The sequence below is a fragment of the Sphingomonas sp. genome, assembly GCF_035714405.1.
In the GTDB taxonomy this organism is placed as follows: Bacteria; Pseudomonadota; Alphaproteobacteria; order Sphingomonadales; family Sphingomonadaceae; genus Sphingomonas.
On record NZ_DASTMA010000018.1, the window covers coordinates 335,150 to 355,402 of the forward strand.

The window sequence follows — 20,253 nt, forward strand, 5'->3', positions numbered from 1 at the left end:
CTCTCCTCCTGCGCTCAAGCAGCCTTCTCGATCCGATAGGCGATCGGCTTGAAGCTGCCGCCGTTCGAAGCATAGGCGGAGCAGGCGGTCAGTCCGATCACCAGGTCCATCTCCGCGCGGAAGGTGATGCGGTCACCCGCCTTCGACAGCGGCGGCTCGACCGTCAGCCGACCGGTGGCGCCATCCACGGGCACGTTCATGAAGCAGTTGAAGGCGCTGGGAATGCGATCGGCCCCGATCCCCCAAGGCTCAAGCGCCGCAACGAGATTGCCGAAACAGCCACGATGCCGTGGCTGGTCCGGGTAGAAATGGCGGAAGGTGTCGGTCGAGCAGGGCGTCAGCAGGAAGTCATGAACGCCGACGCTATCTTCGACGATCTTGAGCATCGGCCGGGATCGGTTGGAGTACAGATGGTGCCCCGTCGTCAGCCGAATGGTCTCCCCATAGTCGAGCGTCCGGCCGGACGAAATGACCTCGTCCAGATCGGCGGCGTTGAAGGCGAGCAGGTCGGCCACCTGCATCCCTTGCGGGTCGATCACGGTCAGAAGGTCGCCTGTGCCTAGCGTGAAGGCGGTGCCGGAACGCGGCGAGATTAATCCTTCAGACATCAAGCGCGGGCACGGCCTCGGCGCGCCGGAACGGACATTTCCAGTCGGCCTCCACCTTTCGACCGCTATACTGCCGCGCTTCACTGATCTCGCCATGGCGCGCCAGCATCGGATTGACCGAGCCCGCGAGCGCCAGATCGCGATCGAGGATCGACGAGCGCAGCTTTTCGTAGCGCTGCTGGCTACGCAGCACCTCGAACTGATCATGGAGGTTGAACACCATCGCGGGTGCCTCGAACCGCCGTGCCGGGCGACTGGCGTTCGGGTGCAGGCCGACGACAAAGAACGCCTCGCTGGCGAAGCTGAGCGAAAAATGCGGGTCTTCCGGATCGGTGCTGACCGAGGGATCAGGCCTGTATCCGACCCAAGCATCCTTGTCCGATAGCGACTGCGCGCGCGCCCAAAGATGCTGCTCGAACTCCCGTTCGGTCAGCTCGATTGGTCCTTCGAAAATGACCACCAAAGTGCGAAAGATCGCCCGATCCGCGCGGTACTTGCCCACCGTCGCTGCCAAGGCTGGCAATATGCGTAAATCATCCCAGGCAGAGCGAAGGTCGCGTGCCACCAGGATATCCATCTGCCCGCGCCCCAGCGCCGACTTTGCGCCGACGCAGGGGAAAGTGGGTCGCTCTACATTCTGGACGAACCGTTGCGCGAGTGGGAGGGGATTGTCGTAAGTGATAGGTCGCATCGGCGAACGAACCGGCGAGTGACGAGGAATGTTGCGCAACCCACGTTACGAGTTGATGTTTGTTAGGCTGATTCGCTGGGGAGACAGCGACTCCCGCGTTAGAACGGCATTTTAATCAGGAGAAATCTCCAATGCTCACCCACCGTTTTCTCCTCGGTCGGGCGCGCGATGCGTTGAGCGAGGAGGAGCGGCAGGTTGTGGAGGAGTCGGTCTCTGCGGTGCGGATGATCCCGGCCCGCACGACCATTCAGCGCCGCGGCGAGCTCGTTACGTCCAGCACCTTGTTGCTGGACGGGTTCATGTGCCGCTACCTGGACGACAGGGAGGGGTATCGACAGCTCGTGTCGGTGCATGTGCCGGGTGACTTCGTCGATCTGCATGGCTTCCCGCTTAAGCGACTCGATCATGACGTTGCGACGCTCGGACCCTGCACGGTCGCGACCTTCGAGCACCGCACCATCGCGCACATTCTCGAGCGTCATCCTCGGCTGATGCGCTGGCTGTGGTTCTCGACCATGCTCGATGCCGCGATCCACCGCGAATGGATCTTCCGAATGGGTCGATTGGGCGCCGAGGGCCGCGTCGCGCACTTGTTTTGCGAGCTTTACGCGCGGCTGGAGATGGTGGGACTGGCCGAGAGCGGGCGGTATTCGTTTCCCGCCACCCAGGCTGATTTGGCCGAAGCCTGCGGAATTACCGGCGTACATGTCAATCGCGTGCTCCGGCTGATGCGGGAGCGCGATCTCGCAACCTTTCGTTCCGGCGAGGTGCGGATCCTCGATCAAGCAAGACTGTGCAAGCTGGCCGAGTTCGACCCGGTGTACCTCTATGGTCAGCATTCCATGTGGGTGGCGGAGCCAGTGAAGGGAACGGCAGATGGCTAATGCGCAAGCGCTACAGTCCGGAGCGGGCGAGGCTAGTGCGGAAGAGGGTATGGTGATGCTCGACGGACCCGATGGGGTGGCGGTTTCGATGACCCCTGAGGCGGCCGAGGAGACCGGTCGCCGGTTGATCGCCGCTGCCGAAGCGGCGCGGCGGCAAGAGACCGCCTAGCGCGGCAGCCTAATCTCGGCGCTCAGCCCGCCCTCAGCGCGATTGGCGAGGTGCAGCGATCCGCCCGCCGCAGAGACGATCGAGCGGGCCAATGCCAACCCGAGGCCGACTCCGCCGGTGCAACGGTTGCGCGAGGTTTCCAATCGCGTGAACGGCTCGAGCACGGCCGCCAGCTGGTCTGGCGGAATGCCCGGACCGTTGTCTCTTACTAGGATGGCGGCATGGCGTGCGTCCGCGACCAGGCTGACCTGAGCACCGCCGCCATATTTGACGGCGTTCTCGATCAGGTTGCGGACCGCGCGCCGCATTAGACCGGGGCGGAGGCGGAGCGGAAGTCGCTCGCTGTCCTCGAAGACGACATCCTGGTCGAGGTCGCGGAAGTCCTCCACCACAGCATCAACCAGTGCAGCAAGGTCGACCTCCACGGGTGGTTCGCTGGGACGGCCGATGCGGGCGAGCGAAAGGATGTCATCCAGCGTGCGGCTCATCTCCGCGACGGTGTCCGCCATGCGCGCGCGGTCGTGGTCATCCTCGACCGACTCAATGCGTACGCGCAGCGCCGCCAGCGGCGTGCGCAGGTCGTGCCCGATCGCGCCGAGCATCCGGTCCTTCTCGTCGAGCATGGCCGTAACGCGCAGGCGTAACGCATTGAAGGCGGCGATCAGCTGGCGCAGATCGTCGGGGCCTTGTTCGGTCAGCGGCGCGGGCGGAGTCGCGGGGTCGAATGCACCCGCCGCCGCGGTGAGGCCGCGAAGAGGGCGAGAGATGCGCCGTGCTATCCACAGGACCGGCAGCAGGACCACGATGTATAGGATGATCGTCTGCAGTAGCAGCACGATCAACAACCGCCCGCCGCCGCTCCCCCATGGGACGATGACCGTCAACCAGCCTCGCCCCGGCTGCTCGACGGCAATCAGCAGCATCTCTCCAGGGCCTCGGTCCGCTTCGCGTCGGGTGAAGGGGCGGGGCACCACGCCGGCCTCGATGCGGCCGACCGGCACGTCGACCTCGCCAAGCTGACGGCGCAGCTCGGTCGCGACTTCGGGGCGGCGCTCAATCGCCGCACCCGGCAGCGGATTGGTAGGAACCCGGCGCACACGGCCTCGATCGGGTAGGATCGCGCGGGCGCCCTGCGCCTCGCGCTCCAGCGCGTCGGCGATCCGCGTCGCAACCGGGCGAGTGGCTTGGGCGAGCCTGAACTCGCGTCGATCGCGCAACGCAAAGCCGAGGTTGATCGCCTGCGCCACGAACAACGCTACCGCGATCAGTGCCGCCATCTGCGCGGCGAGGCTGCGCGGCCATAGTCTGGTCAAAGCCGGGTGACTTCCGCTGCCAGAGTGTAACCGCCGCCCCAGACCGTCTTGATCAGCTCGGGGGCCTTGGCATCGGCTTCGATCTTGCGGCGCAGGCGGCTGACCTGATTGTCGATGGCGCGATCGAACGCCGCCGCCTCGCGACCCTGGGTGAGGTCTAGCAGCTGATCGCGGGCGAGCACCTGGCGGGGGCGGGTGACCAGCGCCAGCAGAAGATTGTACTCGCCGGTGGAGAGCGGCACCGTCACGCCCTCGCGATCGACCAGCGCGCGCTCGCCCGATTTCAGCACCCAGCCGGCAAAGGCATAGCTGCCCGTCTCCGGCGCATGCTGGCGCGTACCGCCGGCGCTGGCGCGACGCAGGATGACCTTGACGCGGGTCGCCAGCTCGCGCGGAGAAAAGGGCTTCACGACGTAATCGTCCGCGCCCATCTCCAGCCCGACGATGCGATCGGTCTCCTCCGCGCGGGCGGTGAGCAGGATGACGGGCAGCTCGCTGGTCGCGCGGATGTGGCGGCACAGGCTGAGCCCGTCCTCCCCCGGCATCATGATGTCGAGAATCACGAGGTCGATCGCATAGGCGGTGAGCCGCGTGCGTGCCGCCGCCGCGTCGCCGGCCTGGGTGACGCGGAAACCCTGTTTGATGAGATATTGGGCGAGCGGCTCGCGGATCGAGCGCTCGTCATCGACCAGCAGGAGGTGAGGGGAGTCGGACATGCCCGCGGTTTACTGCGCCGATGGCGGCGCGTCGTTGCCGCGCATCCCGCGCATCCGCTGGCCGACCTGCTGCAGCTCCTCGCGGGTCAGCTTGCCGTCGCGGTCGAGGTCCATGCGGTCGAAGCGCTCTGTCGCCTGGGCGATCGCCTCTTCGCGGGTGAGGACGCCATCGTTGTTCGCGTCGGCGCGCATCAGCATGCCGCCGCCGCGGGGCGGGGGCGGCGCGTCTTGCGCGATGGCCGTGCCGGTGATCGAGAGCAGGGCGGCGAGGAAGATGGTCTGCATGGGGCCCTCCAAGGTTGCGCGGCTCGTATGATGGAGCTTCGTCGCAATGGTGTGTCGCAGAGGCGAACACTTGTCGCAAATTGTCGCCGGCCGGCGTCATGGAAAGTTGATCCCATGAGATCAAACTTCCGCTTACGCCTGAGCCGGCCTCCACTATCTCGTGTTGCAGCTTCGCTGCGCGCATGCGGGCTTCAGGCGAAAATAGCCACGCTCTGCATCTGCTCGGCAATCGCCTCGCCGTCGCTGTTCCAGATACCCATCAGCTGGCTGGAGCTGCCGGCGCTGGCGTAATCTGCATTGGCGCGCAGCAGCCACCAGCCGTCCTCGGTGCGCGGGTGGGGTCCGAGGACGTTGAGAATCCAGGTCATCGAGCTGACCGGGGCAGGGCCGCCGATCAGCTTGAGCGCGGCTGGGGGCAGGCAGTCGGCGATGGCGATCAGTTCCACCATCGGGTCCAAGCCTGTGCGTTCGATCAGGCGTACCCAGCGCAGCCATTCGGCAGGGCCGACATTTTCGTCGCGGCGGTCGATGAACTCGAAATTACGGGTGAAAAACGGCGCCTTGCCACTGAAAATGGCGGTCTTGCTGTCCGGCTTCTCGAAGGCGGGGGGCTTCCCCTGGCGCAGCTCCACCTTTGACTCGACCGGCCCCATGAACACGAACGTCGCCCGCAGCCCGAGGCCTGCCTCGCTCTCGACATCGGCCTGGATGAAGGCGGCGTTGCGGCCGCGGCGCAGACGTTGGGCGCGGATCGTGACAGGCCCGGCGAGGGGACCGATGAAGGCGACCTGCGCCGAGCGCAGCGGCGGCAGGTCGACATCGGACTGCTGCGCCGCATGCAGCGCCAAGGCGGCCGAGAAGCCGCCATAGGCCGTGCGCCCCTGCAGCCAGGTATCGGGAATGACGCCGCGCCACCCGCCTTCGACCGGCTCGAACGCCGCGAGGACTTCGGGGAGCGGGTTCATGCCGGTACTCCGATCAGGCGGTCACGCAGCTCGCGCTTCAAAACTTTGCCGATGGCGCTGCGGGGCAACTCCCCGACGGCATGAAGCGCCGACAGCCGCTGGGTCTTACCGACCTGTTGGTTGACCCAGCCCATGATCTCGTCGGCGCTGTCGGTAGCATCGGACCGCGGCACGTAGAACCCGACCGGCGTCTCGCCCCAAGCCTCGCTCGGGGCACCGATTACGGCGTTGTCGGCGACATCGGGATGCTGCGCGAGCACCGCCTCCAGGTCGGACGGGTAGATGTTGTAGCCGCCGGAGATGATCAGGTCCTTCTTGCGGTCGAGCAGGATGAGAAAGCCGTCCGCGTCGAAGCGTCCGACATCGCCATGGCGGATGAAGCGGCGGCCCTCTGCGTCATACCATTCTGCGTCGCGCGTCGCCTCGGCGCGGCCGTGATAGCCGTTCATCATCGCTGGCGAACGGCCGACGACCTCGCCCATTTCGCCGGCCGCGACCTCGTTCCCATCCGCGTCGATCAACTTCATCTCGTGGCCGGGCAGCGGCTGGCCGACAGTGTGGAGCTTGTCCGGGAACTGCGTGGCGTTGAGGCCGCACGAGGCGCCGCCCTCGGTCATGCCATAGAATTCGACTAGCGCCCCGGGCCATCGTTTCACGATGTCGGCCTTGAGCACGGCGGAGAAGGGCGCGCTAGTGCAGGTCTTGAGCCGGAAGCGCGACAGGTCGAAACGATCGAAATCCGGCAACGCCATGATGCGCTGGTACTGGACCGGTACCAGCATGGTGTGGGTGGCGCGGTATCGCTCCGCCAGCTCCAGGAAGCGGCGAGCCTCGAACTTCGCCATCAGCACCGCGGTTCCGCCCCAGCCCAGCGTCGGCAGGAAGCTGACCAGCGTGGTGTTGGAGTAGAGCGGCGTGGCGTTGACCGTGACCGCCTCGTCAAAGCCCGACGTGCTGTTTCGCGACAGGTGTGCCCAGCGCATCGCGTGGCTCTGGACGATGCCCTTGGGTGTGCCAGTGGTGCCAGAGGAATAGATGATGTTGAACCCGTCGTCTGGCGCGATCGTCACAGGGCTGGGCTTCGCTCCCTCGGGTGCGAGCCACGAGTCCAAGTGTTCCAGTCGCACCGGCCTGGCGGCGAGCGTCTGGCCGGCGAGTGCCTGTTCGTTGGCTTGATCGAGAAAGACGAGGTTCGCGCCGCTGTCGGCGATCATGGCCGCGATCTGCTCCGGCGTTGCCGACGGCGCGATCGGGGCGGCGACGCTGCCAGCCCTCAGCGCGCCAACGAAGACGGCGGCGTAGTTTACGGTCGGCGAGGCGACGATGGCGACCGCCTGGCCCTGCCGTGTGCCGTCCCGCTGTAGCGCCGCCGCGATGCGGTCCATCAACCGGTCGAGCGTGGCGTAGTCGATCGCGCTCATGTCGTCGGCGATCGCGGTCTTCGAGCCGCGTTCGCGGGCGTGGGCGGCGATCAGGTCGGGGAGGAGGCCGAACCCGGCGGCGAGCATGTCGGTGGCTTCCGTCATCGCGGCAAGGCTAGGCGAGCCGACACGCAAATGCCATACGCGATCTTCGAAAACCGGAGAGACCCATGCTGTTCTACGACAGTCCGAACCCCGCGCCGAACCCGCGCCGGGTGCGCATCTATCTCGCCGAAAAGAACGTGCGGGTGCCGAGCACGACGGTGTCGATCACGTCGGGCGAGCACAAGGGTGCGGACTATCTGGCGGTCAATCCGTACGGCCAGACGCCGTCGCTTGCGCTCGATAACGGCGCGGTGCTGACGGAGAGCGTCTCGATCTGCCGCTATCTGGAACAGCTGCATCCGGAGCCGCCGCTGTTCGGGCAGGGCGCGCTCAATGTCGCGCAGGTGGACATGTGGACCAGGCGAGTCGAGCTGCGGCTGATGACGCCGCTGGCGATGGTGTGGGCGCATACCCATCCTTTCACGGCGCGGGTCGTGAAGCCGCAATATACCGAGTTCGGCGAGAGCCAGCGGCCGCGCGTGGTGGCCGCGATGAAGGAGTTCGACCGGGCGCTGCAGGGCCGCGAGTGGCTGGATAGGGAGCGGTATACGATCGCCGACATCGTGCTGCTGACCACCATCGACTTCGCGGCTTTCGTCGGGGTGGCGATGCCCGAGGAGATGACGGCGTTGAAGGACTGGTACGAACGCGCCTCCGCGCGCCCGAGTGCGGAGGCATGAAGGAGGGTGTCGCGATCGTCACCGGCGGCGGCACCGGCATCGGCGCGGCGGTAGTGCGAAGGCTGGCGGAGCGGGATGTGCGCTGCGTCATCAACTATGCCTCCAGCCGGGAGGATGCGGAGGCGCTGGCGGCGGAGGTCGGTAACGGCTCGATCGCGGTGCAGGCGGATATCGTCGAGGACGCCGCATGCCGGGGGCTCGTCGCGGCGGCGACAGAGGCTTTCGGGCGTGTGGATTTCCTGGTCAACAATGCCGGCCGAACCAAGTTTGCCAATCACGAGGATCTGGACGCGCTCAATGCAGAGGACTTCGTCGACATCTATCGGCTCAATACGATCGCGGCGTTTCAGATGATCCGCGCCGCGGCACCGGCGATGCGCGCTGGCGAAATGGGTGCGGTGGTCAACGTCGCGTCGGTCGCGGGCGTGTTCGGGCACGGCTCGTCGGTCGCCTATGCGGCGTCCAAGGGCGCATTGATCACGATGACGACCAGCCTGGCGCGCGCGCTGGGGCCGGCGATCCGGGTCAACGCGGTCGCGCCCGGCTATGTCGGCACCGGCTGGTTCGAGAAGCGGCTCGGCGCGGACGGCTTTGCCAAGGTCAACGAGCGGATCGCGGGTGCGACGCCGATGCGGATGGCGGCGGGGCCGGACGACATCGCGGGGCCGATCGTCATGCTGCTTGATCCCGCCGCCCGCGTGATGACCGGCGAGTGCCTGTTGCTCGACGCCGGCGCGCACCTGGACGTGGGCCTCAGCCGACGTCCGGGGCGGGAGAACTGAGCGAGCCGCGGCGGACCACGCCGACCCAGACGACCAGCAGCGTCGCCGCCGCGAGCGCCGCGGCAAGCAGGAAGTTGCCGCTCGTTTCGCCGCGTTCGGAGCCATAGGCGAGCGCCTGGGTCAGCAGCAGCGGCCCGATGACGGCGGCGATGCTGCCCAGACTCGCCATGCCGCCCTGCAGCGCCCCCTGGTTGGTCGCGTCGACGCTGCGCGATAGGATCGCGTTGAGCGAGGGGAAGACGACGCCGGTCAGCGAGGAGAGGATCAAGATAGCGTAAACCTGCCAGCTCGCGGTCACGAGGCTGTAGGCAAGAAAGGCGGCCACGCCCACGCACAGGCCTAGCATCAGCGTCCGCGCCTCGCCGATGGCGGCGATCACCCGGCCGGTCAGCCCGGCCTGCACGACGGCCATGCACACCCCCGTTGTCGCCAGCGACCATCCGATCTCGCGCGGGGTCCAGTCGAGTGCGATCTCCGCCCAGAATGCCCAGGTCGCGGGGTAGACCATATGCGCCAGCTGCCAGAGCAGGGCGGCGGCGAGCAGCGCGGCGGCGCCGGGTGCCGCGGCGAACAGCGGCTTGAACGCGCCGAACGCGTTGGCGCGCGCCCAGGTGAAGGCGCGGCGATTCTCCGGCGCATGGGTCTCGGGCAACAGCAGGGCGATGGCGGCGGCGTTGACGAAGGCGAAGGCGGCGGCGGCGAGGAACGGCGCGCGCGGGCCCAGATCGGACAGCAATCCGCCCATCGCGGGGCCGATGATGAAGCCGACTCCGAACGCCGCGCCCATCAGGCCGAAGACGTGGCCGCGCTTCTCCGGTGGAGTGACGTCGGCGAGGATGGCGTTGGCGGGACCGTAGAGCGCGCCGGTCACACCGGCGACCAGGCGGCCGACGAATAGCCACAGCAGGCTCGGCGCAAAGGCCATCAGCGCATAGTCGATTCCGAAAGCGAGCATGGAAGCGAGCATCACCGGCCGACGGCCATAGCGGTCGCCGAGGCTGCCCATGATGGGGCCGGCGACGAACTGCGCGGCGGCATAGGCGATCAGCATGTAGCCGCCGATCCGCGCCGCGTCGGTTAGGGACACATCGCCGAGCTGGACGATCAGCGAGGGCAGGACGGGCAGCACGATGCCGAACCCGATCGAGTCGATCAGCACCGCCGCCAGCGCGATCGGCACCGCGCGGTGATGGAAGCGGATCATGCGGCGGCGCGGAAGTTGAGGGAAAGTTGAGGCTCGCGCGCGGCAAGCGCGGGGCGGAAGTTTAGGGAAAGTTTAGGCATAAACACAGAATCTCGCGGCGTCTTTGCGGCGGCGGCGAGGAGGCGGGACGTGCTCACATCGCCTGATGGCACGGCAGGGACTTGTAGGACAGGCCGGATGACGCGGCCGCGACCCGGCCGGAGCTGCAAGTCCGGGACGGCATGCCGGCGACCGCCGATCCACTCGCCGCTTGACCCCCGCCGTCACATACCGCATTTTCAAATTGTGGAGAGCGCCGGTGAAGGCGACCGCGAGAGGAACGAACCATGGCGACGATGGCGGAGCAGGCAGCGCCGGGCGGCGCGACGGTCGCGAGGCGCGCAACATCGGACGCGCCGCCGATCTCGCTCGGCACCCAGATCAGCTACGGCATCGGCGCGGGCGCGAACGGCATCAAGAACGCCGCGTTCACCACCTACCTGATGTTCTATTACAACCAGGTCATCGGCGTCTCCGCATCCGTTGTGTCGGCGGCGATCGCGCTCACCCTCCTGGTGGACGCGATCGCCGATCCGCTGATCGGCCGCTGGTCGGACACCACGCGATCGCGCTGGGGGCGGCGGCATCCGTTCATCTACGGCGCGGCCATCCCGACCGCGTTCTTGTTCGCCTTGGTATGGTTTCCACCGGAGGGCGCGACGCCCTGGGTCTACGGCCTGTGGATCTTCACCTTCGCGGCGCTGACCCGGGTGGCGCTCAGCGCCTTCGAGATCGCCACCTCGGCGATGAACCCGGAGCTGACCAGCGACTATCGCGAGCGGACCCGGCTGTTCTCGCTGCGTTATTGGTTCGGTTATGCCGGCGCCTTTGGTTTCACCGCGTTCTCGCTCGCCTTCTTTTTCGCGGCGACGCCGGAATATCCCCGCGGTCAGCTCAACCCCGAGGGTTATGTCGGCTTTGCTTTCACGGGCGCGGCGATCATCGTCCTCGTCATCCTGATCTGCGGGCTGGGTACGCATAATCGCATCCCCTATCTGCGTCAGGCGGAGGTCCGCGCCGACCGCCGCAGCCTCGGCGAGCATCTACGCGAGATGGGGCAGGCGCTGCACAACCGCGCCTTTCTCGCGATTTTCGGCTTCGGCGTCCTCAAATACACCGCCATCGGTCTGTACAGCGGCTGCAGCCTCTATTTCGGCACTTATCTGTTCAAGCTGTCCGGCGGGGAGCTGGCGCTGCTGACCTTCGACAGCCTGATCGCGGCGACGATCGCGGCTCCGCTCGCGCCGGTCATGTCGGCGAGGATCGGCAAGCGCGCGAGCTCGATGTTCTTCGCCGTGGCCGGCGTCAGCCTCGGCCTGTCGCCGCTGGTGCTGTCGTATCTCGACCTGTTCTGGCCGGTGGGACACGCGATGCTGGTGCCGACGCTGTTCGTGATCGGCGCACTGTACGGCGCGATGGTGGCGATCAGCCTCATCAACACATCGTCGATGCTCGCCGACGTGGTCGAGGATTCGGCGGTGAAGACCGGTCGGCATGAAGCCGGGGTGTTCTTCGCCGCATCCAGCTTCATGCAGCAATGCTCGTCGGCGCTGGGTATCCTGGCAACGGGAGTGATCCTGACCTGGTCGGCCTTTCCGGAAAAACCGTCGGGCGCGGTGACGGACGCGATGACCGACAGCCTGCTCATCCACTATATCCCCACGGTGATCTGCCTGTGGACGGCGGGGGCGATGTTTCTGATGTTCTATCCCCTGACCAAGGCCAAGCACGATGCCAATGTCGACGTGCTGCGCGCGCGGGAAGCAGAGGCGCGGGCGCGAGAGATGGACAACACCCCGCTGGGGGCACCGGTACGATAGCGGGCCTGCGGGATTGAAGCGGCGCAGGTTTCGCTGCATACCAGATACTCGAATCCAGGAGATGCCCGATGGCGACGCTCGCCGAACCCGAATCAAGGACCGACCCGCTCGACGCCTTCCGCCAGGAAGCGCGTAGCTGGATCGCCGAGAACTTCCCGGCCGCGCTCAAGGGCAAGGACCTGGGCATGTCCGCGATCGAGGGCGGCGGCGAAGCTTCGGCGGACGAAGAGGCCTGGCGGATCGCGATGGGCAAGAAGGGTTGGGGCGTGCCGACCTGGCCCAGCGAATATGGCGGCGGTGGCCTCGACCGGGCGCAGGCGCGCGTACTGCAAGAGGAACTCGGCCGTGCCGGCGCCTATAACCCGATCGGCGGCATGGGCGTGATGATGTTCGGGCCGACGCTGCTGGAATACGGCACCGAGGAGCAGAAGAAGAAGTACATCCCCGATATCGCGCAGGCGAACGTGCGCTGGTGCCAGGGCTATTCGGAACCCAATGCAGGGTCGGACCTCGCCAACATCCAGACCTTCGCCGAGGACAAGGGCGATCACTACATCGTCAATGGGCAAAAGACCTGGACTTCGGGCGGTCAGTGGGCGGACAAGTGCTTTTGCCTGGTGCGGACCGACAAGACGCAGAAGCATGCCGGCATCAGCTTTCTGCTGATCGAGGACATGCACGCCCAGGGCGTGGAGGTGCGGCCGATCCGGCTGATCTCCGGCCAATCGCCCTTTTGCGAGACCTTCTTCACCAACGTGAAGGTGCCCAAGGAGAATCTGGTCGGTCGCGAGGGGCAGGGCTGGGAGATCGGTACGCGGCTGCTCCAGCATGAGCGCTCGTCGCTGTCGGGCGGCGGCGGCTCGGCCGGGCGGATGATGGCGGGACCGACCGTCGCCGACCTCGCGAAGAAGTACCGCGGCACCGACGAGAAGGGCCGGCTGAACGACAGCGACCTGCGGATGCGGCTGGTGCGCCACGAGATGGACGCGCGCGCGTTCGCGCTGACGCTGCGACGCGCGGCGCTGGAGTCGAAGTCCAATCAGGGCCCGTCGGCGGCGACCTCGATCATGAAGAACGTTGGTGCGCGGGTGACGCAGGATCGCGCGGAATTGGGCATCGAGATCATGGGAATGCAGGGGCTGGGCTGGGACGGCGAGGGCTTCTCGGCGTCCGAGATCGCGCAGACGCGCACCTGGCTGTGGGGCAAGGCCGTGTCGATCTATGGCGGCTCCACCGAGATCCAGAACAACGTCATCGCCAAGCGCATCCTCGGGATGCTCGACCACCAATAAGGTTCGGAGAGGGGAGAGGGCGGGAGGACGGCAGCGCCGGACCTCCCGCCCGCCTTCTGCCAAAAGGGAACATGAGACATGGCCGTCCTCAACGACGAACAGGTGATGCTGCGCGACATGGCGCGCGAATGGGCCGACAATGAGTCGCCCGTCACCGCCTTCCGCAAGCTCCGCAATGCCGCGCCGTCGCAGGGCTATGACCCCGAGGCCTGGAACGCGATCGCCCAGATGGGCTGGGCGGGCGTCGTTGTGCCGGAAGAGCATGGCGGTTCGGCGTTCGGCTACCTGTCACTCGGGCTGGTGGTAGAGCAGTTGGGGCGCAACCTGGCGGTGTCGCCACTCGCCTCGATCGGCCCGGCCGCGACCGCCATCGAGATGGGGTCGGATGAGGGCGCCAAGTCTGCCTGGCTGCCGAAGATCGCGGCGGGAGAGGTGATCGCGACGCTGGCGGTGGATGAGGGGCCGCATCACGATCCGTTCAATCTGAAGACCAGCGTCGCGGGCGGCAAGCTGACCGGCACCAAGGCGTTCGTGGCCGAGGGTGACGGCGCGGGCGTATTCGTCGTCGCCGCGCAGGATGGGCTGTACCTGGTCGCCGAAGGCGAGGGCGTGGCGCGCGCCACCCGCAAGATGGCCGACGCGCGCAGCCATGCGGAGATCCGCTTCGAGAACGCGCCGGCGGTGAAGCTTGGTGGGCCGGAGCTGACTGCGGCGGTGGTCGACCGTGCTACTGCGTTGGTCTGTGCCGAGATGCTCGGCATGGCCGAGGCGGCGTTTCACCAGACCAACGATTACCTGAAGACCCGCGTCCAGTTCGGGCAGCCGCTGTCGACCTTTCAGGCGCTGCAGCACCGGATGGCGAAGATGTTCACCGAGCTGGAGCTGATGCGCTCGGCGGTGGAGGCGGCGCTGGAGGCGATCGACGCCAAGCGCTCCGATCTCGACCAGGCGGTGAGCCTTGCCAAGGCGATCGCGTCCGACACGCTGAAGCTGGTCAGCCGCGAGATGGTGCAGCTGCACGGCGGCATCGGCATGACGGACGAGCATGACGCGGGCTTCTACATGAAGCGTTCGGCGGTGCTGGAAGCGATGTGGGGCAATGCCGCCTACCACCGCGAGCGGTTCGCGCGGTTGAACGGGTATTGAGCAGCCGCGCCTGCAGCGTAGTCGTGCCCCGATCGGGGACGCGGGCCGCGCGGACCTGGCGCGATCGTTGATTGGTCTCGAACAAGCGGTTTGGTCGGCGCCGATCCGTTGCACATGCGCAACACGGGACGGGTTTCTGATTTAAATTGCACCTCCACGGCATCTCTCCCGCTTGACGGCTCTTCGCCATCGGCGTTCAATTCGAGTTGACGGTACGGCGCGCAAGTCGCCGACCGCATAGGAGGGATGGATGGCCAAGCAGCAATTCCTGGCGGCGTGCGCGTTTTCCGCATTGGCGCTCGCCAGCGCGTCACCGGCGGTGGCGCAGGTGGCAGGTGACACCGGTGCGCAGGGCGCGCCGGCCCAGGCGGTCACGCAGGAGCCGATCGAGCAGAGGACGCTCGACGACGCAACGGTGCGCGAGATCGTGGTCACCGGATCGCTGATTGCGGGTACGCGCGAGGACTCGGCGCTGCCGGTCGACGTCTTCTCGTCCGCCGAGCTGACGGCGGAGGGCCAGACGTCGCCGCTCGACTTCATCAAGGACATCCCGGCGGTCGGCGCGGTGCTGGGCGATTCGAACCAGTTCTCCACCGCCGCGCAAGGGCTGGGCGGGGTCGGCTCGATCAACTTGCGGGGGCTCGGCTCGACGCGGACGCTGGTGCTGCTCAACAGCCGGCGGACGATCGTGTCGCCGGGTGACGGCGTGGTCGACACCAACCTGCTGCCGATCTTCGCACTGGAGCGGATCGAGCTGCTGAAGGACGGGGCGGCCGTGACCTATGGCTCCGATGCCGTGGCCGGCGTCGCAAACTTCATCACTCGCTCGCGCTTCGATGGGGTCGAGGTGCAGGGCGACTGGCGCTTCATCAAGGACAGCGATGGGGATTACACGGGCAGCATCCTGGTCGGCAAAAACCTGAACGAGGACGTCAATCTGCTCGGCGGCTTCGGTTATCGCCACCGGTCACCGCTCGCGGCGAATGACCGCGACTTTTCGAACCTGCCCTATGCGATCAACCCGGCCGGCTATTCGCAGATCGCGACGCCCGCGACCTACTTCATCGCGACGAAGCCCGGGACCAACGGCGCGATCCGAAACAACCCAGCGCTCGCGGTGCGCCCGACGACGCTGGCGGCGACGCCCTTTCTCGATCGCGGCTGTCCTGAGCTCGGCGGGACCGTGCTGCCCGCATCGATCGGCAGCCCGGTTCCGGCCTGCTATTACCAATATACCGACTACAACAATCTGGTGGAAAAACAGGACTTCTACCAGGCGTTCGGGCAGCTCAATGTGCGGCTGTCGGACCGTACCCGCTTCCACCTCGACGTGCTGTGGGCGCGCAGCAGAACCGACACGAAGCTGTCGCCGTCCTACGCCTCGACGTCCGCGCCGGCGGGGCCGGGTACGCAGTTCAACTTCTTCGTCCCGGCCAGCAATCCGGGCTTCGCTGCATTCAGGCAGCAGGTCGGTCTGCCTGCGACGGTGACCGTGGCCGGGCTGGGCACGATCCCGGTGCCGGGCGTCTCGACGCTGCTGTTCCGCCCGTTCGCGCTCGGCGGCAACCCGCTGACCGAATTTCCGTTCGGGAACGACAGCTATTCCAAGAACAACAGCTGGCGTGTGTCCGGCGGGTTCGACCATGAGTTGAGCGACAGTCTGAACGCGTCGCTGTTCGCGACCTACGTCAACGCCACGTCCGATTCGCTGGTGCCCGACGTTATCGGTACCCGGCTTCAGGATGCGCTGTCCGGTTTCGGTGGCCCCGGCTGCGACGTCGTGAACGGCACCGCGGGCACCGGCGGCTGCCAGTATTTCAATCCTTTTTCCAACTCCATCGCGGGTAATCCGGTGCTCGGCGTCGCCAATCCGTTCTACACCGGGCCGGCGACCAGCAACCTAGCCGGCAACAGCAACGACCCGGCACTGATCCGATGGCTGTTCGGCAACACGGGCACCTTGCAGGAAGAGCAACAGGTCGTGGTCGACGGCGTCATCAGCGGCGGCACCGGCATCGATTTCGGCGGTGGCGAAGTCAAGTTCGGCATCGGCGCGCAATACCGGTCGTCGCGCTTCACCAGCCGTCCGCGCAACGACGAGGGGCTGGGCCTCAACGATCGCACGATCACGCCGTGTTCGATCGTCGGGTTTCGGGGCTGCAACGTCCAGACCGGGCCGTTCGTGTTCCTGGGTCAGTCGACGCGCGTCAACGTCAGCCAGGGCGTATACGCGGTGTTCGGCGAAGTTCAGGTGCCGATCACCAGCCGCCTGGAGCTCACGGGTGCGGTCCGCTTTGAAGACTATGGGGAGCCGGTCGGCTCTACCCTCGACCCCAAGGCGTCGATCCGGTGGCAGCCGCTCGACTGGCTGACGCTGCGTGGCTCGGTCACCACCACCTTCCGCGCGCCGCTTGCCGGACAGGTCGCGGCGACCAGCGTCACGGCGCTGCAGACGATCGAGGTCGCGTCGAGCAACTTCCGCTCGGTCGACGTGCTCGGCAATCCGACCAACCTCGGGCCGGAGTCCGCCTTCACCTATAATATCGGCGCGGTCGTGAAGACGGGCGGGTTCAACCTGCAGGTCGATTATTTCAGCTTCGACTTCGACGGGCGCATCAGTGCCACGCCGGCGAACCCGATCGCGCGGGCCGTGGTGCCGACGGTGAACGGCCTGGCGAACTGCGCCAGCCCGCTGGCCTCGAGTGTCGTCTTCCAGAACGGCTGTGTGCAGGGCGTCACGCGCGGCAACGATATCTCTCGCGTCATCACGCAGTTCGTGAACGGGCCCACCACCAAGACCTCGGGCCTGGATGTCGAGGTCGACTACACCTTCGACTTCGGCGAGCCCAAGCTGACCTTCGGTGCCGCGTTCACGAAGATCTTTAAATATGAAGTCGGCGATTTCGAGCTGAACGGCGTGACGATCCTTCCGGCTTACAGCGCGTTGGGCTTCTCCAACTACTTCCGCGATCCGGGCACGGTTTCGGAGTGGAAGGGCAACGCGTTCGCCAACCTCAACTGGAGCGGGCTGAACGCGCGTTATGTGTTCCGTTACGCCAGCGGCGTCGACGATGATCGCTGCGTCGGCGTTCCCGCGCCGTGTCTGGCGACGGTGGCGGGCGGCACGGACTTCGGCCGCAAGATCAAGGATTTCACGCAGTCCGACGTGACGATCCTGTATGATCTGCCGTTCGAGTTCGCGGCCATCCAGCTACAGGCCTCGGTGGAGAACCTGTTCGATCAGGCACCGTCGGCAGCGCGGCTGGAGCTAGGTTACGATCCGTTCTTCGGCAATCCGATCGGTCGCGCGATCCGCGTCGGCGCGCGGGTTCGTTTCTGACGGTCGGCGGCGGGCACCGGTGGTGCCCGCCGCTCGCGCCACACCGCTGAGCCTGGCCGCGGCTAGTCCCTGCCGGCCGCGGAACGATCGTCGAACAGGCCGAACAAGAGCGTGGAGGCATACAGCGAGATCGCGCGGTTGCGCGGCATGGTGCCCGCCCATTTGCGCATGTCGAAGGCGGCGTTCTGCAGCGCCATCAGCGTCTGACTGGCGATCAGCGCGTCGACGGCACGGCACGAGCCTTCTGCGATCCCGTCCATGATCGTGCCGGCATAGCGCCGCGCGACGAGGTTGGAGCGATCGACCATCGCGGTGCGGACATCGATCGGCAGACCGCTCAACGCTGTGGTCCGGAGCAGCGGCGCGCGCTCGGCGAACTGGACATCGAGCAGCGTCGCGATCGCACTCGACAGACGTTGCCAGTGGGTACCGCCCGCCTCGTCCGCCAGCCGTTGCGCAGCCGTGATCGTGTCGAAGCTGCGCCGGTAACAGGCGATCACCAGCTCGTCCTTGGCGTCGAGATGGTGGTAGAAGCTGCCCTTGGTGACGTTGAGCTGCGAGGCGATGCGCTGCACGGACGCGCCGCGATAGCCAAGCTCGTTGATCAGCCGCGTCGCCGCGAGCAGGAACGCCGCGCGCCCCGGCTCGCGCTCGTCATGGTTCAAGTCGAGCAGTTTCGGTGCCCAGGCCGCGTCCGCTCCGGCAATGCCGTGCGCCAGGATGTCGAACAGCCGGGCCTGCACACGATCATACTGCTCGGGCGCGTAGCGGGGCAGCCAGACCGGCAGCCAGAAGGTGTTCTCCAGCAGCACATGCGCACGCGCGCCGTACAGGTCCTTGGCCGCGCGGCTGGTCGCCTTACCCCACAGCGCGCGCGTCCGCCGGAACACCTCGCGCCAGCCGGCGAGCAGCCGATCGCGTGCCGGCTCCTCCATTGCCCGCAGGTCCGACAGCACCGCCATCGGGCGTTCCTCGCCGCGGCGGATCCGATCAAGCCGCGCCATGTTGAGCGCCAGATAGCGCCGGACGCGATCGGTCGGCGTCGGCTCCTCCATGGCGGCATCGAGCATGACCAGGAGATAGTCGAGCGTGTGCTCGAACGCGGCAGCGGCGAGATCCTCCTTGCGCTTAAAATAGTAGGTCACGCTGGTCGTGTTGAGGCCGACGCGGCGCGCCACGTCGGCAAAGGTCATGCCTTTGGCCGACTGCTCGTTGATCGCCTCCGCGGCGGCCGCCAGGATCGCGTCGCGCTTCAGCCGGAAGCGCACGGTGCCCCGGTCCTGCTCCCCCTCCGCCGTCTGTTCCCCGCTCATCGCGCCAGCCTAACGGACCGACGTTTAGAAGCAACAGTGCTTTGGGTTTCAGGTGCAGGAGGGTGCCGAACCCGGCTTTACCGAAAACACGGTATGGCCTAAGCCCGCACTGACAGCATCTGCAAGGCGAGGACGGCGGCCATGGATTTCACCCTCAGCGAGCGCGAAACCTATTTCCGGGATCGGGTGAAGGACTTCATCGCCCGGGAGATCGCGCCGCGTAACGACGAGTACCGCCAACAGGCTTACCAGGGCGAGCGCTGGAAGGTGTTGCCGGTGATCGAGGAGGTCAAGGAGAAGGCCAAGGCCGCAGGGCTGTGGAACTTCTTCATGCCGCCGCACTCGGGCCAGACGCATGTCGACGACAGCTTCGAGTTCGAGGGCACGCAGCTCACCAATCTGGAATATGCGCTGTGCGCCGAGGAGATGGGCAAGCTCGGCTGGTCGTCGGAATGCTTCAACTGCTCCGCGCCGGACACCGGCAACATGGAAGTGTTCCACCGCTACGGCACCCGCGAGCAGAAGGACCGGTGGCTGCGGCCGCTGATGGAGGGCAAGATCCGCTCCGCCTTTCTGATGACGGAGCCGGCGGTGGCTTCATCGGACGCGACCAACATCGAGACGCGCATGGAGCGCGACGGTGATCATTACGTCATCAACGGCACCAAATGGTGGTCGTCGGGCGTCGGCGATCCGCGCTGCGCGGTCGCGATCGTGATGGGCAAGACCAACCCGGAAAGCTCGCGCCACAGCCAGCAGAGCCAGATCCTGGTGCCGATGGACACGCCCGGCGTGACGATCAAGCGGATGCTCAGCGTCTATGGCTATGACCATGCGCCGCACGGTCATGGCGAGGTCGAGCTGAAGGATGTGCGGGTGCCGGTCGAGAACGTGCTGCTCGGCGAGGGCCGCGGCTTCGAGATCGCGCAGGGGCGGCTGGGGCCGGGGCGCATCCACCACTGCATGCGCACCATCGGCGTCGCCGAGACGGGCATCGAGGCGATGGCCAAGCGGCTGCTGAGCCGCGTCGCGTTCGGCAAGACGCTGTCGAGCCACTCGGTGTGGGAGGAGCGGCTGGCACGCGCGCGCATCGACATCGAGATGACCCGCCTTTTGTGCCTGAAAGCCGCCGACATGATGGACCGGGCGGGCAACAAGTCGGCGCAGCAGGAGATCGCGATGATCAAGGTGCAGGCGCCCAACATGGCGCTGAAGATCCTGGACGACGCGATCCAGGCCCATGGCGGCGGCGGCGTGTCGGGCGACTTCCACCTGGCGAGCGCCTGGGCGTCGATGCGCACGCTGCGCTTCGCCGACGGCCCGGACGAGGTCCACAACCGGGCGATCGCGCGCAACGAGTTCGGCAAGTACGCCGACTACAAGGCGAACAACGACCGGGTGAGTTCGGGCGACATGGCGGCTACGCGCTAGCTTTCGTCATCCCGGACTTGATCCGGGATCCCGCTTTATCTGACCACGC

Annotated in this window: 18 protein-coding genes; 9 read left to right on the forward strand and 9 right to left on the reverse strand. The window is 66.6% G+C overall.

What is annotated here, in order from left to right:
* Positions 1 to 14 precede the first annotated feature (14 nt).
* Entirely contained in the window at positions 15 to 608 is a 594-nt protein-coding gene (locus tag VFQ64_RS08530) for an urea carboxylase-associated family protein (RefSeq protein WP_325102866.1), read from the reverse strand.
* Positions 601 to 1,299, reverse strand: coding sequence for a guanitoxin biosynthesis heme-dependent pre-guanitoxin N-hydroxylase GntA (gene gntA, locus VFQ64_RS08535; protein ID WP_325103420.1), 699 nt, complete (start codon positions 1,297 to 1,299; stop codon positions 601 to 603). Before gntA ends, VFQ64_RS08530 begins: the two co-directional genes overlap by 8 nt.
* A gap of 131 nt (positions 1,300 to 1,430) precedes the next feature.
* On the opposite strand from gntA, the gene VFQ64_RS08540 reads away from it, so the two are divergent.
* Both VFQ64_RS08540 and VFQ64_RS08545 read left to right on the forward strand, forming a co-directional pair.
* Positions 1,431 to 2,183 (forward strand): Crp/Fnr family transcriptional regulator, encoded by a 753-nt coding sequence (locus tag VFQ64_RS08540; protein WP_325102867.1) that lies wholly within the window; start codon positions 1,431 to 1,433, stop codon positions 2,181 to 2,183.
* A complete protein-coding gene (locus VFQ64_RS08545) occupies positions 2,176 to 2,352 on the forward strand; it encodes a hypothetical protein (RefSeq protein WP_325102868.1) in 177 nt (58 codons plus the stop codon). The genes VFQ64_RS08540 and VFQ64_RS08545 overlap by 8 nt, the downstream gene beginning before the upstream one ends.
* Here VFQ64_RS08545 and VFQ64_RS08550 read toward each other — a convergent pair.
* From VFQ64_RS08550 to VFQ64_RS08570, 5 genes are all read right to left on the reverse strand, one after another.
* Positions 2,349 to 3,629: a sensor histidine kinase gene (locus VFQ64_RS08550; protein ID WP_325103421.1), complete on the reverse strand. Its 1,281-nt coding sequence runs from the start codon at positions 3,627 to 3,629 to the stop codon at positions 2,349 to 2,351. The two genes, VFQ64_RS08545 and VFQ64_RS08550, sit on opposite strands and share 4 nt — an antisense overlap.
* 32 nt (positions 3,630 to 3,661) lie before the next feature.
* Complete coding sequence (locus VFQ64_RS08555; protein WP_325102869.1) at positions 3,662 to 4,381, reverse strand: response regulator; 720 nt, start codon at positions 4,379 to 4,381, stop codon at positions 3,662 to 3,664.
* A gap of 9 nt (positions 4,382 to 4,390) precedes the next feature.
* Positions 4,391 to 4,666, reverse strand: a complete 276-nt coding sequence (locus tag VFQ64_RS08560; protein WP_325102870.1) for a hypothetical protein — start codon at positions 4,664 to 4,666, stop codon at positions 4,391 to 4,393.
* Positions 4,667 to 4,857: 191 nt separating this feature from the next.
* Positions 4,858 to 5,631, reverse strand: coding sequence for a thioesterase family protein (locus tag VFQ64_RS08565; RefSeq protein WP_325102871.1), 774 nt, complete (start codon positions 5,629 to 5,631; stop codon positions 4,858 to 4,860).
* Positions 5,628 to 7,157: a class I adenylate-forming enzyme family protein gene (locus VFQ64_RS08570; RefSeq protein ID WP_325102872.1), complete on the reverse strand. Its 1,530-nt coding sequence runs from the start codon at positions 7,155 to 7,157 to the stop codon at positions 5,628 to 5,630. Before VFQ64_RS08570 ends, VFQ64_RS08565 begins: the two co-directional genes overlap by 4 nt.
* Positions 7,158 to 7,222: 65 nt before the next feature.
* Between VFQ64_RS08570 and VFQ64_RS08575 the strand changes: the two genes are divergently transcribed.
* Positions 7,223 to 7,837, forward strand: a complete 615-nt coding sequence (locus VFQ64_RS08575) for a glutathione S-transferase family protein (protein ID WP_325102873.1) — start codon at positions 7,223 to 7,225, stop codon at positions 7,835 to 7,837.
* Positions 7,834 to 8,619 (forward strand): SDR family oxidoreductase, encoded by a 786-nt coding sequence (locus VFQ64_RS08580; RefSeq protein WP_325102874.1) that lies wholly within the window; start codon positions 7,834 to 7,836, stop codon positions 8,617 to 8,619. Before VFQ64_RS08575 ends, VFQ64_RS08580 begins: the two co-directional genes overlap by 4 nt.
* On the opposite strand, the gene VFQ64_RS08585 is transcribed toward VFQ64_RS08580, so the two are convergent.
* The gene (locus VFQ64_RS08585) at positions 8,591 to 9,823 is read right to left on the reverse strand and encodes an MFS transporter (protein WP_325102875.1); all 1,233 of its coding nucleotides are present in this window, start codon (positions 9,821 to 9,823) and stop codon (positions 8,591 to 8,593) included. The genes VFQ64_RS08580 and VFQ64_RS08585 overlap by 29 nt on opposite strands.
* A gap of 326 nt (positions 9,824 to 10,149) precedes the next feature.
* On the opposite strand from VFQ64_RS08585, the gene VFQ64_RS08590 reads away from it, so the two are divergent.
* The 4 genes from VFQ64_RS08590 to VFQ64_RS08605 all read left to right on the forward strand — a co-directional run bounded on the left by VFQ64_RS08590 (position 10,150) and on the right by VFQ64_RS08605 (position 17,460).
* Entirely contained in the window at positions 10,150 to 11,682 is a 1,533-nt protein-coding gene (locus VFQ64_RS08590; RefSeq protein WP_325102876.1) for an MFS transporter, read from the forward strand.
* 68 nt (positions 11,683 to 11,750) lie between these two features.
* Positions 11,751 to 12,974 carry an acyl-CoA dehydrogenase family protein gene (locus tag VFQ64_RS08595; RefSeq protein WP_325102877.1) on the forward strand — a complete coding sequence of 408 codons (1,224 nt, stop codon included), beginning with the start codon at positions 11,751 to 11,753 and terminating at the stop codon, positions 12,972 to 12,974.
* A gap of 78 nt (positions 12,975 to 13,052) precedes the next feature.
* A complete protein-coding gene (locus VFQ64_RS08600; protein WP_325102878.1) occupies positions 13,053 to 14,120 on the forward strand; it encodes an acyl-CoA dehydrogenase family protein in 1,068 nt (355 codons plus the stop codon).
* A gap of 250 nt (positions 14,121 to 14,370) precedes the next feature.
* Positions 14,371 to 17,460, forward strand: a complete 3,090-nt coding sequence (locus VFQ64_RS08605) for a TonB-dependent receptor domain-containing protein (protein WP_325102879.1) — start codon at positions 14,371 to 14,373, stop codon at positions 17,458 to 17,460.
* Positions 17,461 to 17,522: 62 nt separating this feature from the next.
* Here the strand turns inward: VFQ64_RS08605 and VFQ64_RS08610 are convergent, their stop codons facing one another.
* Positions 17,523 to 18,773: a TetR/AcrR family transcriptional regulator gene (locus VFQ64_RS08610; RefSeq protein WP_325102880.1), complete on the reverse strand. Its 1,251-nt coding sequence runs from the start codon at positions 18,771 to 18,773 to the stop codon at positions 17,523 to 17,525.
* A 141-nt stretch (positions 18,774 to 18,914) separates the two neighbouring features.
* On the opposite strand from VFQ64_RS08610, the gene VFQ64_RS08615 reads away from it, so the two are divergent.
* The gene (locus tag VFQ64_RS08615; RefSeq protein ID WP_325102881.1) at positions 18,915 to 20,204 is read left to right on the forward strand and encodes an acyl-CoA dehydrogenase family protein; all 1,290 of its coding nucleotides are present in this window, start codon (positions 18,915 to 18,917) and stop codon (positions 20,202 to 20,204) included.
* Positions 20,205 to 20,253 lie beyond the last annotated feature (49 nt).

Bases quoted from the DNA above. Each gene is read 5' to 3' on its own strand.
- VFQ64_RS08610 (WP_325102880.1), bottom strand. From the start codon at position 18,773: ATGAGCGGGGAACAGACGGCGGAGGGGGAGCAGGACCGGGGCACCGTG.
- VFQ64_RS08575 (WP_325102873.1), top strand. From the start codon at position 7,223: ATGCTGTTCTACGACAGTCCGAACCCCGCGCCGAACCCGCGCCGGGTG.
- VFQ64_RS08565 (WP_325102871.1), bottom strand. From the start codon at position 5,631: ATGAACCCGCTCCCCGAAGTCCTCGCGGCGTTCGAGCCGGTCGAAGGC.
- VFQ64_RS08595 (WP_325102877.1), top strand. From the start codon at position 11,751: ATGGCGACGCTCGCCGAACCCGAATCAAGGACCGACCCGCTCGACGCC.
- VFQ64_RS08615 (WP_325102881.1), top strand. From the start codon at position 18,915: ATGGATTTCACCCTCAGCGAGCGCGAAACCTATTTCCGGGATCGGGTG.
- VFQ64_RS08570 (WP_325102872.1), bottom strand. From the start codon at position 7,157: ATGACGGAAGCCACCGACATGCTCGCCGCCGGGTTCGGCCTCCTCCCC.
- VFQ64_RS08555 (WP_325102869.1), bottom strand. From the start codon at position 4,381: ATGTCCGACTCCCCTCACCTCCTGCTGGTCGATGACGAGCGCTCGATC.
- gntA (WP_325103420.1), bottom strand. From the start codon at position 1,299: ATGCGACCTATCACTTACGACAATCCCCTCCCACTCGCGCAACGGTTC.
- VFQ64_RS08585 (WP_325102875.1), bottom strand. From the start codon at position 9,823: ATGATCCGCTTCCATCACCGCGCGGTGCCGATCGCGCTGGCGGCGGTG.
- VFQ64_RS08530 (WP_325102866.1), bottom strand. From the start codon at position 608: ATGTCTGAAGGATTAATCTCGCCGCGTTCCGGCACCGCCTTCACGCTA.
- VFQ64_RS08560 (WP_325102870.1), bottom strand. From the start codon at position 4,666: ATGCAGACCATCTTCCTCGCCGCCCTGCTCTCGATCACCGGCACGGCC.
- VFQ64_RS08590 (WP_325102876.1), top strand. From the start codon at position 10,150: ATGGCGACGATGGCGGAGCAGGCAGCGCCGGGCGGCGCGACGGTCGCG.
- VFQ64_RS08605 (WP_325102879.1), top strand. From the start codon at position 14,371: ATGGCCAAGCAGCAATTCCTGGCGGCGTGCGCGTTTTCCGCATTGGCG.
- VFQ64_RS08600 (WP_325102878.1), top strand. From the start codon at position 13,053: ATGGCCGTCCTCAACGACGAACAGGTGATGCTGCGCGACATGGCGCGC.
- VFQ64_RS08545 (WP_325102868.1), top strand. From the start codon at position 2,176: ATGGCTAATGCGCAAGCGCTACAGTCCGGAGCGGGCGAGGCTAGTGCG.
- VFQ64_RS08540 (WP_325102867.1), top strand. From the start codon at position 1,431: ATGCTCACCCACCGTTTTCTCCTCGGTCGGGCGCGCGATGCGTTGAGC.
- VFQ64_RS08550 (WP_325103421.1), bottom strand. From the start codon at position 3,629: ATGGCGGCACTGATCGCGGTAGCGTTGTTCGTGGCGCAGGCGATCAAC.
- VFQ64_RS08580 (WP_325102874.1), top strand. From the start codon at position 7,834: ATGAAGGAGGGTGTCGCGATCGTCACCGGCGGCGGCACCGGCATCGGC.